General features: G+C 73.0%; 18 protein-coding genes and 1 riboswitch. Of the genes, 13 read left to right on the top strand and 5 right to left on the bottom strand.

What is annotated here, in order from left to right; all coding sequences use genetic code 11:
• The first annotated feature begins 43 nt into the window (after positions 1-43).
• Genes FKD65_RS09460 through FKD65_RS09450 form a run of 3 tightly spaced genes read left to right on the top strand, consistent with a single transcriptional unit; the run spans position 44 to position 2,328 of the window.
• Complete coding sequence (locus tag FKD65_RS09460; protein ID WP_168220995.1) at positions 44-958, top strand: phosphatase PAP2 family protein; 915 nt, start codon at positions 44-46, stop codon at positions 956-958.
• 12 nt (positions 959-970) lie between these two features.
• Positions 971-1,648 carry a ribulose-phosphate 3-epimerase gene (gene rpe / locus FKD65_RS09455; RefSeq protein WP_141577094.1) on the top strand — a complete coding sequence of 226 codons (678 nt, stop codon included), beginning with the start codon at positions 971-973 and terminating at the stop codon, positions 1,646-1,648.
• Positions 1,645-2,328, top strand: coding sequence for an HAD-IA family hydrolase (locus tag FKD65_RS09450; protein ID WP_240810052.1), 684 nt, complete (start codon positions 1,645-1,647; stop codon positions 2,326-2,328). The genes rpe and FKD65_RS09450 overlap by 4 nt, the downstream gene beginning before the upstream one ends.
• A gap of 112 nt (positions 2,329-2,440) precedes the next feature.
• Here FKD65_RS09450 and FKD65_RS09445 read toward each other — a convergent pair whose 3' ends face one another.
• Positions 2,441-3,970, bottom strand: coding sequence for a hypothetical protein (locus FKD65_RS09445; RefSeq protein WP_168220994.1), 1,530 nt, complete (start codon positions 3,968-3,970; stop codon positions 2,441-2,443).
• 238 nt (positions 3,971-4,208) lie between these two features.
• Positions 4,209-4,339, top strand: a riboswitch (FMN riboswitch).
• Positions 4,340-4,419: 80 nt separating this feature from the next.
• Between FKD65_RS09445 and FKD65_RS09440 the strand changes: the two genes are divergently transcribed.
• The 6 genes from FKD65_RS09440 to FKD65_RS09415 all read left to right on the top strand — a co-directional run bounded on the left by FKD65_RS09440 (position 4,420) and on the right by FKD65_RS09415 (position 8,978).
• Entirely contained in the window at positions 4,420-5,013 is a 594-nt protein-coding gene (locus tag FKD65_RS09440; protein ID WP_141577093.1) for a riboflavin synthase, read from the top strand.
• Positions 5,010-5,651, top strand: coding sequence for a nicotinamide riboside transporter PnuC (gene pnuC, locus FKD65_RS09435; RefSeq protein ID WP_141577092.1), 642 nt, complete (start codon positions 5,010-5,012; stop codon positions 5,649-5,651). The genes FKD65_RS09440 and pnuC overlap by 4 nt, the downstream gene beginning before the upstream one ends.
• On the top strand, positions 5,648-7,015 hold the full coding sequence (locus FKD65_RS09430; protein WP_141577091.1) for a bifunctional 3,4-dihydroxy-2-butanone-4-phosphate synthase/GTP cyclohydrolase II: 1,368 nt from the start codon (positions 5,648-5,650) through the stop codon (positions 7,013-7,015). Before pnuC ends, FKD65_RS09430 begins: the two co-directional genes overlap by 4 nt.
• Positions 7,012-7,524 (top strand): 6,7-dimethyl-8-ribityllumazine synthase, encoded by a 513-nt coding sequence (ribH, locus tag FKD65_RS09425; RefSeq protein ID WP_141577090.1) that lies wholly within the window; start codon positions 7,012-7,014, stop codon positions 7,522-7,524. Before FKD65_RS09430 ends, ribH begins: the two co-directional genes overlap by 4 nt.
• 139 nt (positions 7,525-7,663) lie before the next feature.
• Positions 7,664-8,539 carry an ATP phosphoribosyltransferase gene (gene hisG / locus FKD65_RS09420; protein ID WP_141577089.1) on the top strand — a complete coding sequence of 292 codons (876 nt, stop codon included), beginning with the start codon at positions 7,664-7,666 and terminating at the stop codon, positions 8,537-8,539.
• Complete coding sequence (locus FKD65_RS09415; protein WP_240810051.1) at positions 8,532-8,978, top strand: PH domain-containing protein; 447 nt, start codon at positions 8,532-8,534, stop codon at positions 8,976-8,978. The genes hisG and FKD65_RS09415 overlap by 8 nt, the downstream gene beginning before the upstream one ends.
• 14 nt (positions 8,979-8,992) lie before the next feature.
• Here FKD65_RS09415 and FKD65_RS09410 read toward each other — a convergent pair whose 3' ends face one another.
• The 3 genes from FKD65_RS09410 to FKD65_RS09400 form a co-directional block, all read right to left on the bottom strand.
• On the bottom strand, positions 8,993-9,631 hold the full coding sequence (locus FKD65_RS09410) for a hypothetical protein (RefSeq protein ID WP_141577088.1): 639 nt from the start codon (positions 9,629-9,631) through the stop codon (positions 8,993-8,995).
• Positions 9,628-11,028 carry a selenium-binding family protein gene (locus FKD65_RS09405; protein WP_141577087.1) on the bottom strand — a complete coding sequence of 467 codons (1,401 nt, stop codon included), beginning with the start codon at positions 11,026-11,028 and terminating at the stop codon, positions 9,628-9,630. The genes FKD65_RS09410 and FKD65_RS09405 overlap by 4 nt, the downstream gene beginning before the upstream one ends.
• An 86-nt stretch (positions 11,029-11,114) precedes the next feature.
• Entirely contained in the window at positions 11,115-12,416 is a 1,302-nt protein-coding gene (locus FKD65_RS09400; RefSeq protein WP_141577086.1) for a sulfite oxidase, read from the bottom strand.
• 193 nt (positions 12,417-12,609) lie between these two features.
• On the opposite strand from FKD65_RS09400, the gene FKD65_RS09395 reads away from it, so the two are divergent.
• From FKD65_RS09395 to FKD65_RS09380, 4 genes are read left to right on the top strand one after another with little or no spacing between them, the layout of a single operon-like run.
• Positions 12,610-13,500 carry a MoxR family ATPase gene (locus FKD65_RS09395; RefSeq protein ID WP_141586661.1) on the top strand — a complete coding sequence of 297 codons (891 nt, stop codon included), beginning with the start codon at positions 12,610-12,612 and terminating at the stop codon, positions 13,498-13,500.
• A gap of 2 nt (positions 13,501-13,502) precedes the next feature.
• Positions 13,503-14,618, top strand: coding sequence for a VWA domain-containing protein (locus tag FKD65_RS09390; protein ID WP_368367236.1), 1,116 nt, complete (start codon positions 13,503-13,505; stop codon positions 14,616-14,618).
• Positions 14,611-15,738, top strand: a complete 1,128-nt coding sequence (locus tag FKD65_RS09385) for an XdhC family protein (RefSeq protein ID WP_141577085.1) — start codon at positions 14,611-14,613, stop codon at positions 15,736-15,738. The genes FKD65_RS09390 and FKD65_RS09385 overlap by 8 nt, the downstream gene beginning before the upstream one ends.
• A gap of 55 nt (positions 15,739-15,793) precedes the next feature.
• Positions 15,794-16,435 carry an NTP transferase domain-containing protein gene (locus FKD65_RS09380; protein ID WP_141577084.1) on the top strand — a complete coding sequence of 214 codons (642 nt, stop codon included), beginning with the start codon at positions 15,794-15,796 and terminating at the stop codon, positions 16,433-16,435.
• Here the strand turns inward: FKD65_RS09380 and FKD65_RS09375 are convergent.
• Complete coding sequence (locus tag FKD65_RS09375; protein WP_141577083.1) at positions 16,365-17,585, bottom strand: aldolase; 1,221 nt, start codon at positions 17,583-17,585, stop codon at positions 16,365-16,367. The two genes, FKD65_RS09380 and FKD65_RS09375, sit on opposite strands and share 71 nt — an antisense overlap.
• Positions 17,586-17,601: the final 16 nt, after the last annotated feature.

Here is a 17,601-nt window from a genome sequence, read left to right as displayed (position 1 = left end):
ACCTACCTCGGGAGGGTTTCCGCTGACCGGCTTCATGCTCTTCATGTCGTACCTGGGCAGCGCGGCCTTCTACGTCCCGGTGCTCCTGGCGCTGTTCTGGTGCGTGGCGCCGCGGCTCGCCGCGAGGGCGGCGGTCGTGCTGCTGTTCGGCGCGATGCTCAACGCCCTCCTCAAGCTGGTCTTCCACGCCCCCCGCCCGTACTGGACGGATCCGAACATCCAGGGCAAGCAGTCGCTGTCGTCCTTCGGGATGCCGTCCGGCCACGCCCAGAACAGCGTCGCGGGCTGGGGCTTCTTCGCCGCCCAGACCAGGCGGTGGTTCCTGTGGGCGGGCGCCGTCGTCATCATCGTCCTGATCGGGGTGTCCCGCGTCTACCTGGGCGTGCACTCGGTGGGGCAGGTCCTGGCGGGATGGGGCGTGGGCTTGGCCGTGCTGGTCGCCGCCCTCGGGCTGGAGCCCATCGCCGTCCCGTGGTGGCGCCGCCAGCACCTGGCCGTGCAACTGGTGCTCTCCCTCGCAATCTCCCTGCTGCTGCTGGCAGCGGCCTGGGGTGCGGTACGGCCGTTGCAGAACTGGCAGTGGCCGCATGCATGGGCCGATGCCGTCAGAGCGGCCGGGGGCGTCGCCGCTCCTGTGACACTGGTCGACTCGGCCCAGGCGTCGGGCGCGCTCTGCGGCCTGCTCATGGGCCTGTCGATCGTCGCGTGGCGCGGCTGGTTCGACCCGGGCGGCAAGGCCTGGCAGCGCCTGGGGCGCCTCCCGGTGGGCCTCGCCGGGGCCGCGGTCATCGCCGTGTTCGAAGGGACGAACCTGATCCAGGCGTTCGTCGTCCAGGCGCTGCTCGTTCTGTGGGTCACGGCCGGCGCGCCCGAGGTCTTCGTCCGCCTCCGCCTGGCCGCCCGTTCCACCCCCGGCCTCACCCAGGCGGGTGACGAGCGGGCGGGGCTGCGCCAATAGACTCGGGGCATCATGGCTCCTCAGATCGCACCCAGCATCCTGTCCGCCGACTTCGCCCGCCTGGCCGAGGACGTCGCGCGCATCGCCGACTCCGCCGACTGGGTCCACGTCGACGTCATGGACAACCACTTCGTCCCGAACCTCACCCTGGGACTGCCCGTCGTGCAGGCGCTGCTCCAGAGCAGCGCGCTGCCCCTCGACTGCCACCTGATGATCGAGGACCCCGACCGCTGGGCGCCGCAGTACGCCGAGGCCGGAGCCGGGAGCGTCACCATCCACGCCGAGGCGTCGAAGGCGCCCATCCGCACTCTGCGGACCATCCGCGCCGCGGGCGCGCGCGCGGGGCTGGGCGTCAACCCGGCCACCCCGGTGGACGGCTTCGAAGACCTCCTGGGCGAGATCGACATGCTGCTGCTGATGACCGTGGAGCCGGGCTTCGGCGGCCAGAAGTTCCTGGACGTCGTCCTGCCGAAGGTCCGCCGCGCGCGGGAGCTCATCAAGGGCCGCGACCTGCCCGTCTGGCTCCAGGTGGACGGCGGCGTCAGCGCCGAGACGATCGAGCGCTGCGCGGAGGCGGGAGCCGACGTGTTCGTCGCCGGCAGCGCCGTCTACGGGGCCGACGACCCGGCGGAGGCCGTCCGCAGGCTGCGCGCCCAGGCGGAAGAGGCGACGGCCAAGGCGGACTGGTGAACGCCCCCGCCGAGCGCGGGGGAGCCCTGCTTCCCCCCACGATGACACTGGCCTGCGCCGCCGTCCTGTTCGACGTCGACGGCACCCTGGTCGACTCGACGCCCCTCGTCGAGCGCGCGGGCCGTGCGTGGGCCGTCGAGTACGGCATCGACCCCGACGAGTTCATGTCGGGCGCGCACGGCCGCCGCACGAGCGACCGCGTCGCCGACTTCCTCCCGGCCGAGCAGGTCCGCGAGGCCACCGCACGCCTGGACGCCTTGGAGGCGGCCAGTACCGACGGCATCACCGCCCTGCCCGGCGCCGTCGAACTGCTGGCGGACATGAGCGGCCTGCTCCACGCTTTCGTCACGTCCATGGACCGGGGGCAGTTCAAGGTCCGCACCGGCGTGGCCGGCATCCCCGCTCCGCCCGTCGTGGTGACCGCCGAGGACGTGCCGGACGGCAAGCCGGACCCCTCCGGCTACCTCCAGGCGGCCCGCCGCCTCGGCGTGGAACCGTCCGCCTGCGTGGTCGTCGAAGACGCCCCCGCCGGGATCGCGGCGGGCCGTGCCGCAGGGGCCACCGTCATCGCGCTGGTCACCAGCCACCCGGAGGAGGCCCTGGGCGAGGCCCACCACGTGGTCCAGAACCTGAGCCGCGTGAGGTCCGTCCCGACCGGCCTGCACCTGACGCTCGGCTGAGCGCCCCGGCCCCTGGAGCGCCCGGCCCCGGCGGTGTCACCCGGCCCCGGCGGTGTCACCGGGCCCCGGCGGTGTCACCGGGCCCCGGCGGTGTCACCGGGCCCCGGCGGTGTCACCCGGCCCTCGCGGTGTTCCCGGCCTCCGAGGCCTCGATGCCGAGCGAGGCGTGGAACATCGAGTGGACGCGGAACCGGCGCACCGCGGCGAGGTTGATGTGCTGCACCTGGTGGCTGCCGAGGAACCGCCCGTCCTGGGACGCCCGCGCGGTCAGCAGGCCCGACCGCCAGAGGATCTCGATCAGCTCGTTCGGGTCGCACGAGGCGAGCCATGACTCGGTCCCGTGGGTGGGGACGTCGCCGCAGGCCAGCTCCAGGCACAGCAGTTCGAGCTCGCCGCGGTCGAAAGCGGGCGGACGGCTGCGGAACACCTCGAACACGCTCAGCAGCCCCGGGTACTGGGAGCGGTACTCGGCGGCGATGTCCTTCGTCCGCTCGGCGGAGTACCCGTACTCCGACCGCTCGATCGCCGAGTACGGCACGGGAAGCCGGGCGCCGCGGGCCCTGGCCTGCTCCAGCGCCTCCGAGCAGAACTGGATGAGCTCCCTCGGCCGGTACAGCGTCCGGTCGACCATGTAGCCGAACGAGCCGCGGCCGAGCGCGCCGTCCCGTCCCCGGCCGGGCGGCGGCGGGGCGAAGACCGCCGACCAGCAGGCCCGGTCCCCGGCGCGTTCGAGGGCCTCCACGTCGAACCCCTTCTCGTGGGCCGAGTGCCGGATGCGCCTGGCGATCAGTTCGAGCAGCGACTCCTCCGACCAGTAGATCTTCTCCAGCAGGTCCCGGTGCTTCTGCGCGTCCTCGTAGAGGGCCGGGATGTCGTCGTACAGCTCCTGCCGCAGCGAGATGTAGACGCGCAGGTTCGGATGCAGCGCGTTTATGGACACGCACGCCTGGAACAGCCCGGACACGAACGCCTTGGCGTCCTCGGAGGAGTCCCAGCCGCGGTCGAGCTCGTCCACGAGCACCACCACGCGCTGGTTCCCGAGCACCTTGCGCAGCGCGGGCAGCAGGTTCTGGATCTCCTCCAGCTTGTAGAGGCGGTCCAGCTCGCGGGTCCGCATGCCGGCCTCGATCGGCCCGAGCTTCACGGCCTCCAGGCGCTTGAGGTAGGAGACCAGCATCGACAGGGGCCCGAGCTGCTGGGCGCCGTGGTTGTCCCTGATGTAGTTGTGGATCTCCCGGCCGCCGCCCTTGGTCAGCCGCATCCCCTTGCGCGCCAGGGCCTTCATGACCAGCACGTGGATCAGGTACTTCCACGCGGCGGCGTAGGCCCCCTGCTTGACCCACGAGCCGGCGTTCTCCGACGCCATCGTGGAGCTGAGCAGCTCGTAGGAGTAGTCCTCGGGCGACAGCTCGATGACGTGGCTTCCGGCGGACCGCTCCCGCTTGGCCAGCACCTGGAAGATCGCGCTCTTCCCGGCCCCGCGGTTGCCCATCAGGATCGTCTTCTGCCCGGACCGCACCCGGTGGTAGGCGGGGGACTCCACGAAGTACTTCTCCAGCCCCCGGGATATGTCGCGCTCGGCGGACGGCGTTCCGAAGTCGAGAACATCAAGGATCTTGGGCGACAGGTTCAACTTCGCCATGTGCCTTCCCGAATGAATGGCAGGGGATCTGTTAACAAGTTGCACCGCGCACCCCGCCCCCGGCAAGACCTGCCGTCCGCCGCCGCCCCGGGCCGCCGGACGCGGTGGTGCGCCGGGCGGCCGCCCTCCCGGCGGCGGGGCCGGCGTCCGGAGCGGCGGCGCGCGCCCGGCGGAGTTTGTGGCGACCGCCACACGGGCGCGGAATGGAATGCATGGCACACTGGTTGGCAAAGCATGAACGCGTGCTCCGGGGTCGGTGAAATTCCGAACCGGCGGTTACAGTCCGCGACCCGGCCGAAGCCATCGGCCGGTTGACCCGGTGAAACTCCGGGACCGACGGTGAAAGTCCGGATGGGAGGCAGCGCGCGGTACACCCCTGGCCAGGGGTGTATTCGGACGCACGTACGTCCCCGCGTCCCCCGGAGCCACTGATCTAGGAGGCCCGGGAGATGTTCACCGGCATCGTCGAGGAGCTCGGCGAGATCGTGGCGGTCGATCCCCAAGGGGACTCGGTCGCGCTCGCGGTCCGCGGGCCGCTGGTCACCCAGGACGCCGTCCACGGCGCGTCGATCGCCGTCAACGGCGTCTGTCTCACCGTCGTGGCCGTCAAGGACGGCGTCTTCACCGCCGACGTCATCAAGGAGACGCTCGACAAGTCCAGCCTGGGCGTGCTCGCGCCGGGTTCCAAGGTCAACCTGGAACGGCCCGTGCGGCTGTCGGACCGGCTCGGCGGCCATCTCGTCCAGGGCCACGTCGACGGCGTCGGCGCGATCATCTCCCGCGAGCCGGGGGAGCGGTGGGACGTGGTGACGGTGTCCCTCCCCGCCGATCTGAGCCGCTATCTGGTCGACAAGGGCTCCATCACCGTCGACGGGATCAGCCTCACGGTCGTCGAGGCCGGCGCCGACCGGTTCAGCGTGGCCCTCATCCCGACGACGCTCGCGCTGACCACCCTCGGCCACAAGCAGCCGGGCGACCCCGTGAACCTCGAAGTGGACGTCGTCGCCAAGTACGTCGAGCGCATGCTGGGAGACCGGTCGTGAACTGGCTCGGCGCCGGTTTCGAGGTCTTCGGCGAGCACATCCTGTGGACCGACCTCGTCGGCAACGTCCTCTCGCTCGCCGTCGTGTGGCTCGCGATGCGCAAGACCCTCTGGACATGGCCGGTGCAGCTGGTCGGCGCGCTCCTGCTGCTCGCCGCCTCCCTGCACGCGCACGTGCCGGGCAACGCGCTCAAGCAGATCCTCTTCTGCGGGCTCGCCCTCTACGGGTGGTTCATGTGGACGCGCGGACGGAGCGAGGGCGCCGGGCTGGCCGTCCGGCAGGCGACGCTCAGGGAACGGGTCGTGCTGGTCGCCGCGCTGCTGGTCGGCACGGCGGTGGTCGCCCAGCTGTTCGTGCACCTCGACTGGCTGAAGATCGCCTGGTCGCCGTGGGCGAACGCCTACATCTTCGTCGGCAGCGCGGTCGCGACGTTCGCGCAGAGCCGCGCCCTCGTCGACTTCTGGATCGTCTGGGTGCTGGTCGACCTGGTCGGGGTGCCGCTGGCGCTCAAGTCCGGTCTGTACGTCTCCGGCGCGGTCTACGGGATCTTCTTCGTGATGGTGATGGTCGGGTTCAGGAACTGGCTCCGGGAGTCCCGGGGCGTGCGCAACTCCAGGCAGAAGGCGGTGACCGCATGAGCGGCAACGACACACGGATCGACGACGCGGTGCTCCGGGAGGCGGTGCTCCGCGAGGAGGCACCCCACGGCACGGGTCCCGAGACCACGGCGCTCGCGACCACGGCGCTCGCGACCACGGGGATCTTCGACTCCGTCGAGTCCGCGGTCGCCGACATCGCCGCGGGGCTGCCCGTCGTGGTCGTCGACGACGAGGACCGCGAGAACGAGGGCGACATCATCTTCGCCGCGTCGAAGGCGACGCCCGAGCTGCTGACGTTCACGATCCGCTACACCAGCGGCGTCATCTGCGTCCCCATGGAGGGCGCCGACCTCGACCGGCTCCAGATCCCGCTGATGACCGCGCAGAACACCGAGCGCATGCGCACCGCGTACACGGTCAGCGTGGACGCCCGGCTCGGCGTCAGCACCGGCATCTCCGCCGCCGACCGGGCGCACACGATCCGCACGCTGTGCGACTCGGCGTCGGAACCGCGCGACCTCGTCCGCCCCGGCCACATCTTCCCGCTCCGCTACCACGAGGGCGGCGTCCTGCGCCGGCGCGGCCACACCGAGGCCGCCGTGGACCTCGCCCGGCTCGCCGGGCTGCCCCCGGCCGGGGTCCTCGCCGAGGTGGTGAACGAGGACGGCACCATGGCGCGCCTCCCCGAGCTCCAGGTGTTCGCCAAGGAGCACGGGCTGAAGCTCGTCTCCATCGAACAACTCGCCGAGTACCGCAGGCGCATCGAGTCGATGGTCACCCGCGTGGTCGAGACCCGCCTCCCCAACCGGTACGGGATGTGGCGCGCGGTCGGGTTCTCCAGCGCGATCGACGGCGGCGAGCACATCGCCCTCGTGCTCGGCGACCTCGGCGACGGCGAGGACGTCCTGGTCAGGGCCCACTCCGAGTGCCTCACCGGCGACGTCCTGCACTCCGAGCGCTGCGACTGCGGCACCCAGCTGGACGCCGCCATGGAGCGGATCGCCGAGGAGGGGCGCGGCATCGTGCTCTACCTGCGCGGGCACGAGGGACGCGGGATCGGCCTGCTGGCCAAGCTCCAGGCGTACGCGCTCCAGGACCACGGCTCCGACACCGTCGACGCCAACCTGGAGCTGGGGCTGCCCGCCGACGCGCGGGAGTACTCCAACGCCGGGCACATGCTGCGCGAGCTGGGCGTACGCTCGGTGAGGGTGCTCACCAACAACCCGGACAAGCTCAAGGGCCTGGACGGCTTCGGCGTGGACGTGCGGGGCCGCGAGGCCATGCCCGTCATCGTCACCGAGCACAACCGGCGCTACCTGACGGTCAAGCGCGACCGTCTCGGCCACCAGATCGAGCTGGGCGACCAGGACGAGCCCGGACACCGGAGCGAGGGAATGCGATGAGCGGCGCGGGACGCCCCGAGGACATCACGGTCGACGCGGCGGGGCTCACGCTCGGCATCGTGTGCACCCGCTGGCACGAGCGGGTCACCGACCGGCTGCTGGAGCGGGCGCTCGCGGCGGCGAAGGCGTGCGGCGCGGACGAGCCCGTCGTGGCCCGCGTCGCGGGCGCGCTCGAACTGCCCGTGATCGCCCAGCAGCTGGCCCGCGACCTCGACGCCGTCGTGTGCCTGGGCGCGGTGGTCAGGGGCGCCACCGCCCACTTCGACTACGTGTGCGACTCGGTGACCGCCGGTGTGACCCGCGTCGCGCTGGACGAGTCGACTCCGGTGGGCAACGGGGTCCTCACATGTGACACCATTGAGCAGGCACTGGAACGCAGCGGGCTGCCGGGCAGCTCCGAGGACAAGGGATGGGAGGCGACTGTGGCCGCACTCGACACGGCACTGACCCTGCGAGGTCTGCGGCATCACGGTCACGCCGGGCACGGCCTGGAGCATCTGGGCTCCTAGGCGTGGAGCGGCGCCCCGCCATGGGGCGGCTCCCAGGAGGCGAGCACTTCCCAGAAGGCGAGCACTTCCCAGAAGGGGAGCATCGGCGCTCCTGAGCAATCCCGGTATCCCGTACGCATCCTCATCGAAAGGCCGATCCGTGCTGTCACTCGTTCTGCCCAAGGGGTCGCTGGAGAAGGCGACCATGCAGCTGTTCGACGCCGCCGACCTCACCGTCCAGCGCGGCTCCGACCGCGACTACCGCGCCTCCATCGACGATCCGCGCATCGACCGCGTCCGCGTCCTGCGCCCGCAGGAGATCCCGACCTACCTCGAACAGGGCCTGTTCGACCTCGGCATCACCGGCCGCGACTGGATCACCGAGACCGACGCCGACGTGGTCAGCCTCGGCGAGCTGAAGTATTCCAAGGCGACCTCCAACCCGGTCCGCGTGATCATGGCGGTGCCCGAGGGCGCGCCCTGGCGGTCGGTGGCCGACCTGCCGGAGGGCGTGCGGATCTCCACCGAGTTCCCGGCGATGACCAAGCGGTTCCTCGACAGGCACGGCGTGAAGGCCACGGTCGTCCCGTCCTACGGCGCGACCGAGGCGAAGGTCCCCGACATCGTGGACGCGATCGTCGACCTGACCGAGACCGGCTCCTCGCTGCGCAAGAACGGCCTGCGCATCCTCGACACGCTCCTGACCAGCTACACCGAGCTGGTCGCGAACCGCGAGGCCTACGAGGACGCCGAGAAGCGCGCCGCGATGGAGGACATCGCCCTGCTGCTCCAGGGCGTGATCCGCGCGCGGGGCAAGGTGCTGCTGAAGCTGAACGTCGCGCACGCCGACCTCCAGCAGGTCCTCGACATCATGCCCGCGATGTCGTCGCCGACGGTCACCTCGCTCGCCGGCGGGGAGTCCAACGCCGTGGAGTCGGTGGTCGCCAAGCGCGGCGTCAACACGCTGATCCCGGCGCTGAAGGCGGCGGGCGCCCACGACATCCTCGAGATCCCCATCGCGAAGATCGTTGGCTGACGACCCGGGCCTGCCGGCGGTGTGGCGCCCCCGCACCACCCGGCTCGTCGCCTACACCACGGCGGGCGTGATCGTGCTGGGCATGGTCGTGCTCGCCGTGGTGGTGGCGCCGCAGTTCAAGCTGTTCGACCGGGTCCTGATGGTCGCCTTCGGCGCGGCGGTCGCGTGGGTCCTGCACATGCTGGCCCGCTGCCGCGTCAGCGCCGACGAGTCCGGCCTGACGGTCGTCAACGCCTTCAACACCCGCCGCCTCGAATGGCCCGAGGTCGTCGACGTCTCCATGTCGACCGGCGACCCGTGGCCCACCCTCGACCTGGCCGACGGCACCTCCCTCGGCGCCATGGGCATCAACGGCGCCGAGAAGACCCTCGCCGCCCGCCAGCTGGCCGAACTCCGCGCCCTCCTCCACACCCGGGGCGAAGCCCCCGACCCCGCCTGACCCGGCTCCCGGGGTCACCAGGCGGTCAGGGCGGTGATGGCGCCGGCCGCTATGAGGGCCGCGGCCCAGAGGCGGTCCAGGTTGAACCAGGCGCGGCGCAGGACGGCCAGGCCGACGATCTCGTAGACGAGGACGGCGATCACGCCGGCCACGGCGAACATCGACAGGGTGTGCACGGCGGTGACGAAGACGCCGGTCGACAGGGCGCTGCCGGAGGACGAGGCCAGGCCGTGGTCGTGGCCCGCCGGGGCCGTCCCGGCCGAGGTGAGCACGGGCAGCAGCATCAGGCCCGCGCCGTGCACCGACGACATCAGGAACGACCAGCCGGCGAGCTGCCACAGCGAGATGCGCATGCCGACCCACCGGAAGTGCCGCCGCGACAGCAGCCGCCACAGGCCGAACCCGACGAGCACGGCCCCGCCGCCGATCGCGACCGCGCGGGTCGCGACGACGGAGCGGGTGAGGGCGACCAGGACGGCGACGGCGCCGACGGAGGCGGCGTGGCCCGCGGCGATCGCCGGGAGCGACTGCAGCACGAGCGACCGGCTGCGCTCCTGGAGGCCGCGGGCCACCGCGAACAGCCATCCCATGGCCGGGTTGAGGCCGTGGAACGCGCCGAGCGCGACGAGCGCCGCGAGCGACCCGTCGTTCACGGGTAGCAGTAGGAGTCCGAGGAGGCGTCACCGCCCTGGAGGCGCGTCTGGTGAGGCCGCAGGCCCCGGAAGTCGTCGCCGCCGGGGAAGAACCGCTCGTCGAACGAGAAGCCCTCCGGGGTCGAGTCGAGCTTGGCCATCCACGCGCCCACTCCGTCGGGGTAGAACTGGTCGTCCCACGAGCCGTAGAGCGAGTTGGTGACGTAGACGCGCCTGCCGTCGCGGCTGACCTCGACCATCTGCGGCCCGCCCGCGAGGGGACGGCCCGGGTCGGCGGGATGCGGGGTGCGGCTGACGATGCCGCCGATCCGCACCGAGCCCGCCTCGACCGGGTGGAACGGGTCGCTGACGTCGTAGCGCTTCAGCTCGCCGGTGCCCCAGCACGAGACGTACAGCCACTGGTCGTCCACGGACAGGTCGATGTCGGTGATGAGCGGGGGCACCGCCCCGAACGGGCGGATGACGGGCGGCAGGTCGTCCGGGTCGGCCGGCTCGGCGGGGATCGTGATCACCTTCGTGGCGGCCCACCGGTCGCCGTCGCGGTGCCAGACCCACACCGACGCGGACAGGTCCTCGACGCTGACGACCACGCCCGCGAACCCGTACAGCTTCGTCGGGTCGTGCGCCGGACGCAGCTCCAGGACCATCTGGTGCTCGTCCCCGAGGTCGACGGTCTGGACGTGCTTGCGCTTGCGCAGGTCGAAGAAGTTCAGCGAGTGCCCGTACTTGCGGCCGAGCAGCAGCTCGCCGACGACACCCTCCTCGATCATGGACGGGGTGCCCCACTCGGACGCGACGAGCACGTCGTGCGCGATGTGCCACCAGGCGTCGTAGGCGAAGTACTGCGGGCCCCGGTCGACCTCCCACCGCCCGAGCACCTCGAACGAGGTGTGGTCCAGCAGCGCGATGCCGCCCGGCCCCTCCTCTCCGTTCGCCCCGCCGAGGGCCGTCAGGTAGAGGCCCTCCGGCCCGCAGTGGACGGTGTGCGGGCGCGAGTACCCGGCGCGCTTGGCCAGCTCGTCCGCCTCCAGCGTCTTGACGATCTTCGGCGCGGTGGGGTCGTCCTTGGTGTCGATGACGTACACCCGCGACGACCGCAGCCCCGGGACGATCAGGTACCGGCGCTCGACGTGCGGGTGCGGGGACCCGGGGCACAGGGCGCTGCTGCACGCGTTCCACCCGAAGTGGTGCAGCTCGTCGCCGAGGTAGGGCAGCTCGGTCCACCCCACGACGGAGCCGTAGGAGCCGGAGCCGGGGTCGACGTCGAGAACCGCGATCGCGTCCGGCTTCTCGGCGGCCCGGTCGAACGCCGCGACGTAGGCGAGCTTCTCCGGCGGCGCGGAGGCGGCGTCGCGCGGTGACGCGTAGAACGTCGGGTCCGGCTTCCACAGTGCCATGGGGGTCCTTTCGGGGCGGAGGCGACCGGGTGCCGGTCGGCGGTGTCCATCTGTCGGTGGCGGCGGGCAGGGGCGAGGAGGGAGCGTCAGGCGACGGTGACCGGGTGCCGTACGACGGCGCCGAAGAGATAGCCGAGCGTGTTGTAGGGGGCGGTCGTGGGCTGGGCCGCGCCCGTCTCGTCGGTCGCGCGCGCCAGGAGTTCGTACCGGCCGGGCCGTTCCGGGCGCCACGGCAGGTCCCAGCGGACCCAACTGCGGGGGTTCGGGTGACGGTCCCGCAAGCGCGCGCGGCGCCACGTCCGGCCGCCGTCCACGCTGACGTCGGTGTGCCGGATCCGGCCGTTCCCCGACCACGACCGGCCGTGCAGGGCGTGCGGACGGGCGGGCACGGTGGCCTCCCACGGCAGCTCGAAGGCCGACTTGACGTTCATGCGGGTCAGGGGCGCGGACCCCTCCTCGGGGTAGCCGGGCACGAAGAGCCGGTAGTAGCGGGTGTTCCACGGCGAGAAGAGCGGCTCGTCGGCGACCTGGATGTCCCCCAGCCACTTGATGGATGCGATGCCCGCCCACGAGGGCACGACCAGGCGCACCGGAAAGCCGTGGTCGGGCGGCAGGGGAGCGCCGTTCATCTCGTAGGCGAGGAGCGCGTCCTTCATGGCCTTCGCCACCGGTAGGGGACGCCGCACGCGGCCCAGGTTCTCGCCCTTGTCCACGAACTCAGCGTCCAACCCGCGCGGCAGGATGTCCACGGCCTCAGGGGTGATACCTGCGCGACGCAGGACGGTCGCCAGGCGGACCCCGCGCCAGCGGGCCACACCCACCGCGCCGAGCCGCCAGGCCGTCCCCGAGACCTCCTGGCCCTGCTGGGACGTGTAGAAGCCGCGCCCGTTGCCCGTGCACTCGATGAACGCGGTGACGGTCTCGGAGGGGAGCCGGAGGAGGTCCTCGTAGGTGAACTCGACGGGACGGTCCTCGGCGGGAGCGCCGCGCAGGCCGGTGCCCCACAGCCTCAGCCGCCAGGTCCGCGCGTCGATGAGCGGTGTGGCGACGTGGTTGCGGACGAAGAACCGGTCGGCGGGCGTGAGGTACCCCTGCCCGCGCATGGCCTCCCACCGCATCTCGGCGTTGGTGCCCTGCGGGATGAACAGCTCCGGGGGCAGCGGCTTCACGATCCCGGCCGCCGCGCTCGCCGGCCGCGGACCGAACGCCGCGGTCAGCCCCCCGGGCAGGCCCGCGGACAGCCCGGCGGTCAGTCCGGCCCCGGCCGACAGGCGCAGCAGCCCCCGCCGGGACGGGAGGCGGACGCGCTCGTAGTTCGCCTCGTCGGTCAGGTCGGTCAGGTCGGTCGGGTCGCTTCCGCCGGCCAGGTGGTGGTCACCGGTTCGCATGGCTTCGATGCTGCTCAGCCCGCGTCCAAAAGTCAACTTTCCCTACTGTTTTAACAGGTATTTTGCCCGGCATGGGCCGGCGGAACGCGGCGAACCGGCCGTCCCTCCGAACCCCCGCATGTCCGGCGTGAACCGGATGTGTGACTTGGGTCTCGGGCTGAGTAGCCTGTGATCCGTGGGGGAGGCGGCGCCGATGACGGTGGACCAGGTCGGATCGCCCGCGCGGCTCGCGGGCCTGCTCGACGGGCACGGCTACCTGTGCGACGAGGGGCTGGCCACGGCCTGCTTCCTCGCGCTGCGGATGGGGAGGCCCCTGTTCCTGGAGGGGGAGGCCGGAGTCGGCAAGACCGAGCTGGCCAAGACCCTCGCCCGGGGGCTCGACGCGCCGCTGATCCGGCTGCAGTGCTACGAGGGGCTCGACGCTTCGCAGGCGCTCTACGACTGGGACTTCCCCCGCCAGCTCCTGCACCTGCGCGCGGCGGAGGCCGCGGGCGTCAGCGACGTGTCGCGGCTGGAGGGCGAGCTCTACGACCGGCGCTTCCTGCTGGCGAGGCCGCTGCTCCAGGCGCTGGAGACGTCCCCGAGCGTGCTGCTCGTCGACGAGCTCGACCGCGCCGACGACGAGTTCGAGGCGTTCCTGCTCGAGGTCCTCAGCGACTTCACGATCACCGTCCCGGAGCTGGGCACGATCCGGGCCGAGCGGCCGCCGGTCGTCGTGGTGACCTCCAACCGGACCCGCGAGGTCCACGACGCGCTGAAGCGCCGCTGCCTCTACCACTGGCTGGAGCACCCGTCGTTCGACCGCGAGGTCGCGATCATCAGGCGGCGGCTGCCGGAGGCGTCGGAGCGGCTGGCCGGGCAGGTGGCGCGGGCGGCGCAGCGGATGCGCGAGAGCGACCTGCTGAAGCCGCCGGGCGTCGCCGAGAGCCTCGACTGGACGGAGGCGCTCGTCGCCCTCGGCGTGCGCGACCTGGACCCGGGGACGGCCGCGGTGACGCTCGGCGCCGTCCTGAAGTACCGCGAGGACCAGCAGCGCGTGCTCGGCGGCGCCGCCGGGCTAGAGGCCCTGCTCAACGGGGGCTAGCCGTGGACCGGGACGTCACCGAGACGATGGTCGGCTTCGCCAGGACGGTGCGCGCGGCGGGCGGGGCGGCCGATCCCGAGCGGGTCCAGGCGATGCTCGCGGCGCTCGGCCACCTCGACGTCCTCGACCCCCGCGACGTGTACTGGGCGGGCCGGCTCACCCTGTGCGCCGACCCGGACGACCTCGCCCGCTACGACCGCTGCTTCGCCGCGTACTTCTCGGGCGCGACGGCCCGGCCGGGCCGCAGGCCGCCGCCCGTGGTGGCGCGCCGGGTGCCGGCGGCGGAGCCGGGCGGGACGGGCGGCGACCGGGAGGGGGATCTCGAGGCGGCCACGGCCAGCGAGGTCGAGGTGCTGCGCGACCGGGACGTGGCGCGGCTCGGAGCCGCCGAGCGCGCCGAGGTCGCGCGGCTCATCGCCCTGCTGGACGCGGGGGCCGAGCGGCGCAGGTCGCGGCGGTTCGCCCCCGCGGCCTCCGGGCGGCTCGACCCGGCGCGCACCGTCCGGGAGACCCTGCGGCGCGGCGGCGAGACGTCCCTGCTGAGGCACCGGAGCCACCGCACCCGGCCGCGGCGGGTCGTGCTGATCGTGGACGTCAGCGGATCGATGAGCCCCTACGCCGACGCGATGCTGCGGTTCGCGCACGCCGCCGCGCGCTCCGGCGGGCGGGACGTCGAGGTGTTCAGCGCCGGGACGCGCCTCACCCGCCTCACCCGCGAGCTGCGGCACCGCGACCCGGACGCGGCGATGGCGGCGGCGTCCGCTGCCATCCCGGACTGGAGCGGCGGCACGCGGCTCGGCGAGGAGCTGAAGGAGTTCCTCGACCGGTTCGGGCAGCGCGGGCTGGCGCGGGGCGCGGTCGTGGTGATCGCCTCGGACGGGTGGGAGCGCGGCGACGCGGGCCTCCTCGGCGCGCAGATGGCGCGGCTGCACCGGCTCGCGCACCGGGTGGTGTGGGCGAACCCGCACAAGGCGCGGCCCGGGTACGAGCCGCTCACCGCGGGTATGGCCGCGGCGCTGCCGCACGTGGACGACTTCACCTCCGGGCACAGCCTGGCCGCACTGGAGGAGCTGGCCCGCATCGTCGCGGGCGCCGGAAAGGGGAGGGCTCATGCGTGACGTGCTCGGCGACATCGCCGGCTGGTACGGGTCCGGGCGGACGTTCGCGCTCGCGACCGTCGTGAACACCTTCCGCAGCGCGCCGCGCCCGCCGGGCGCGGCGATGGCCGTCTCGGCGGACGGGGAGGCGGCGGGCAGCGTGTCCGGCGGCTGCGTCGAGGGCGCCGTGTACGAGCTGGCGCGGTCGGTGCTGGAGACCGGCGAGCCCGTCGTCCAGCGGTACGGGGTGAGCGACGACGACGCGTTCGCGGTGGGCCTGACCTGCGGCGGCATCCTGGACGTGCTGGTGGAGCCCGTCGGCCCGGACACCTTCCCCGAGTTCGCGGAGGTCGCCGCCGCGATCGGGGCGCGCGAACCGGTCGCGGTCGCCACCGTCGTGGCCGGGCCGGGGCGGATCGGCGCCCGCCGCGTGATCTGGACCGACCGGGCGTCGGGGTCCCTCGCGCCCGGCGCCCCGCACGCGGCCCGCCTCGACGCGGCGGTGGACGACGACGCGCGCGGCATGCTCGCCCAGGGCCTCACCGGGCAGCGGCACTACGGGCCCGAGGGGGAGCGGCGGCTGGACGACCTCAGCGTCTTCGTGCACTCGTTCGCGCCGCCGCCCCGGCTGCTGGTGTTCGGCGCGATCGACTTCGCGGCCGCCGTCGCCCGGATCGGCAAGTTCCTCGGCTACCACGTGACGGTGTGCGACGCGCGGCCGGTGTTCGCGACGCCCAAGCGGTTCCCCGAGGCCGACGAGGTCGTCGTGAAGTGGCCGCACAAGTTCCTGGAGGAGACGCGCGACGCCATCGACGGGCGGACGGCCATCTGCGTCCTCACCCACGACCCGAAGTTCGACGTCCCGCTGCTGGAGGTGGCGCTGCGCACGGAGGCGGGCTACGTCGGCGCCATGGGCTCGCGCCGCACCCACGAGGACCGGTTGTCGAGGCTCCGCGAGGCCGGCCTGTCCGGCGCCGAGCTGGCCCGGCTGCGCTCGCCGATCGGCCTGGACCTCGGCGCCCGCACGCCCGAGGAGACGGCCGTGTCGATCGCGGCGGAACTGGTGCAGCTGCGCTGGGGCGGCTCCGGCCGCCCCCTCACCGACACCAGCGGCCGCATCCACGCCGAGTCGGACTCCTGAGGCCCGCGCGGGCCGCCTCCATGAAATGGCGGCGCGGGCGCACTACCCTCGCGGGATGACGTTGCGCCATGAGGAGTCCCCGGCCGGGCTGCTGCTCGCGGCGGGGGAGGGCAGCCGGTTCGGGCGGCCCAAGGCGACGCTGGAGCTGGACGGCGAGCGGCTCGTCGACCGGGGCGTCCGGACGCTGCGCGACGGCGGCTGCTCCCCGGTCCTGGTGGTGGCGGGGGCCGCGCAGATCGAGGTCATCGGCGCCGTCGTCGTCCCGAACCCCGACTGGCGCGAGGGCATGGGCTCGTCCCTGCGGGCCGGGCTCGCCGCGCTGCCGCCCCGCTGCCCCGCCGTGGTCGTCGCGCTGGTCGACCAGCCCCTGGTGACGCCCGCCGCCGTCGCGCGGCTGATCGCCGCCTACGAGGAGGGCGCCGGGATCGCGGTCGCCGCCTACGGGGGAGCGCCGCGCAACCCCGTCCTGCTGACCGCGGGGCACTTCGCCGGCGTCGCCGAGGCCGCGGTCGGCGACCAGGGGGCGCGCGGCTACCTGCGCGCCCACCCGGAGCTGGTGACGCCGGTCCCGTGCGACGACGTCGCCGCCCCCGACGACATCGACACCCCGGACGACCTGTCCGCGCTCAACCGCCTGCGGGCAGAACGCTCTCGTCCAGCGCCCCGCAGTCGACCGCGCGGCGCAGCCGGGCGGTGAGCGCCGTGATCGTGGCGGGCTCGTCCAGGACGCCGTTCGCGCTCCCCGCCTGCTCGTGCCAGGCCCGCACCCGCCCGATCACGTCGTCGACCCCGCTCAGGTGGAACGCGTACACCGCCGCGTACCGGCTCGGCAGGTGCGCGGGATGCAGGTCCCAGCCCTGGTAGAACCCGTGCGCCAGCGAGTGCCGGACGTGCCCGGCGTGCACGGCCCACGTCGCGTTGACCTCGTCGGGCCCGTCGTTGCGGGGGATGACGTTGGTGGAGCCGTCCGAGAGCCGGACCCCGGTGCCCGCCAGCGACACCTGCATGATGTGCCGGGCGAAGTCGCAGGCGGGGTGGTCGAGCCGCTGCTCGTGCGGAGGCAGCCCGAGCGCGGCGGTGTAGTCGAACACGCCGAAGTGGGCGGCGGTGATGCGTCCCTGCGCCTCGGTGACGAACGACTGGAGCCCCATCCGGTTCTCCTTGTCGTCCATCAGCACCTGCGGCGTCTCGATCTGGATCTCGAAGCGCAGGATGCCCTGCGGCAGCCCGAGCGAGGTCTCCAGCCGGTCCAGGAACTCGACGAACAGCCGGACGTGCTCGATCGAGGTCACCTTGGGGAAGGTGATGGTGAACCCGCCGGGCAGCCGGCCGAGCCGGTCGCGCAGCGCGGTCAGGAACCCGTCCAGCGTCCGCATCGCGCGCTCGTGGCCGCCGTCGGCGAACGACTTGACCCGCAGCCCCCAGTAGTGCGGCAGGCCCTTCACCTGGTACGCGGCGCCGATCGCCTCGACGACCTGGTCGACGTGGGCGTCCTCCTCGGTGTCGTCGCGGACCCCGTAGCCGTCCTCGAAGTCGATCCGCACGTCCTCCACCGGCTCGGCGGCGAGCTTCGCCGCGACGCGCTCGCGCACCGGCCCGGCGAGCTCGGGGTCGAGCCCGAACGCGGCGCCGAACGACCCGGCGCCCGGCGTGTGGGTGTTCAGCAGCCGCAGCGCCTCGGCGCCGAAGTCGGCGGGCGTCGAGCGGGAGAACCGGTCCGCCGGGACGTACACGGTGTGGACCGGCTGGCGGCCCTCCGCGCCGCCGGGGAAGCGCTCGCCATGGGCGTCGCGGACGGCGGCGATGCGCGCGGAAAGGTCGTCGCATGAGGAGACGCTGAGGTTCACCCCGCAATGATCCCCC

The organism is Actinomadura sp. WMMA1423 (assembly GCF_006547145.1).
GTDB lineage: Bacteria > Actinomycetota > Actinomycetes > Streptosporangiales > Streptosporangiaceae > Spirillospora.
Note: the sequence above shows the minus strand (reverse complement) of the source record. Positions and strands in the feature narration are given on the sequence as shown.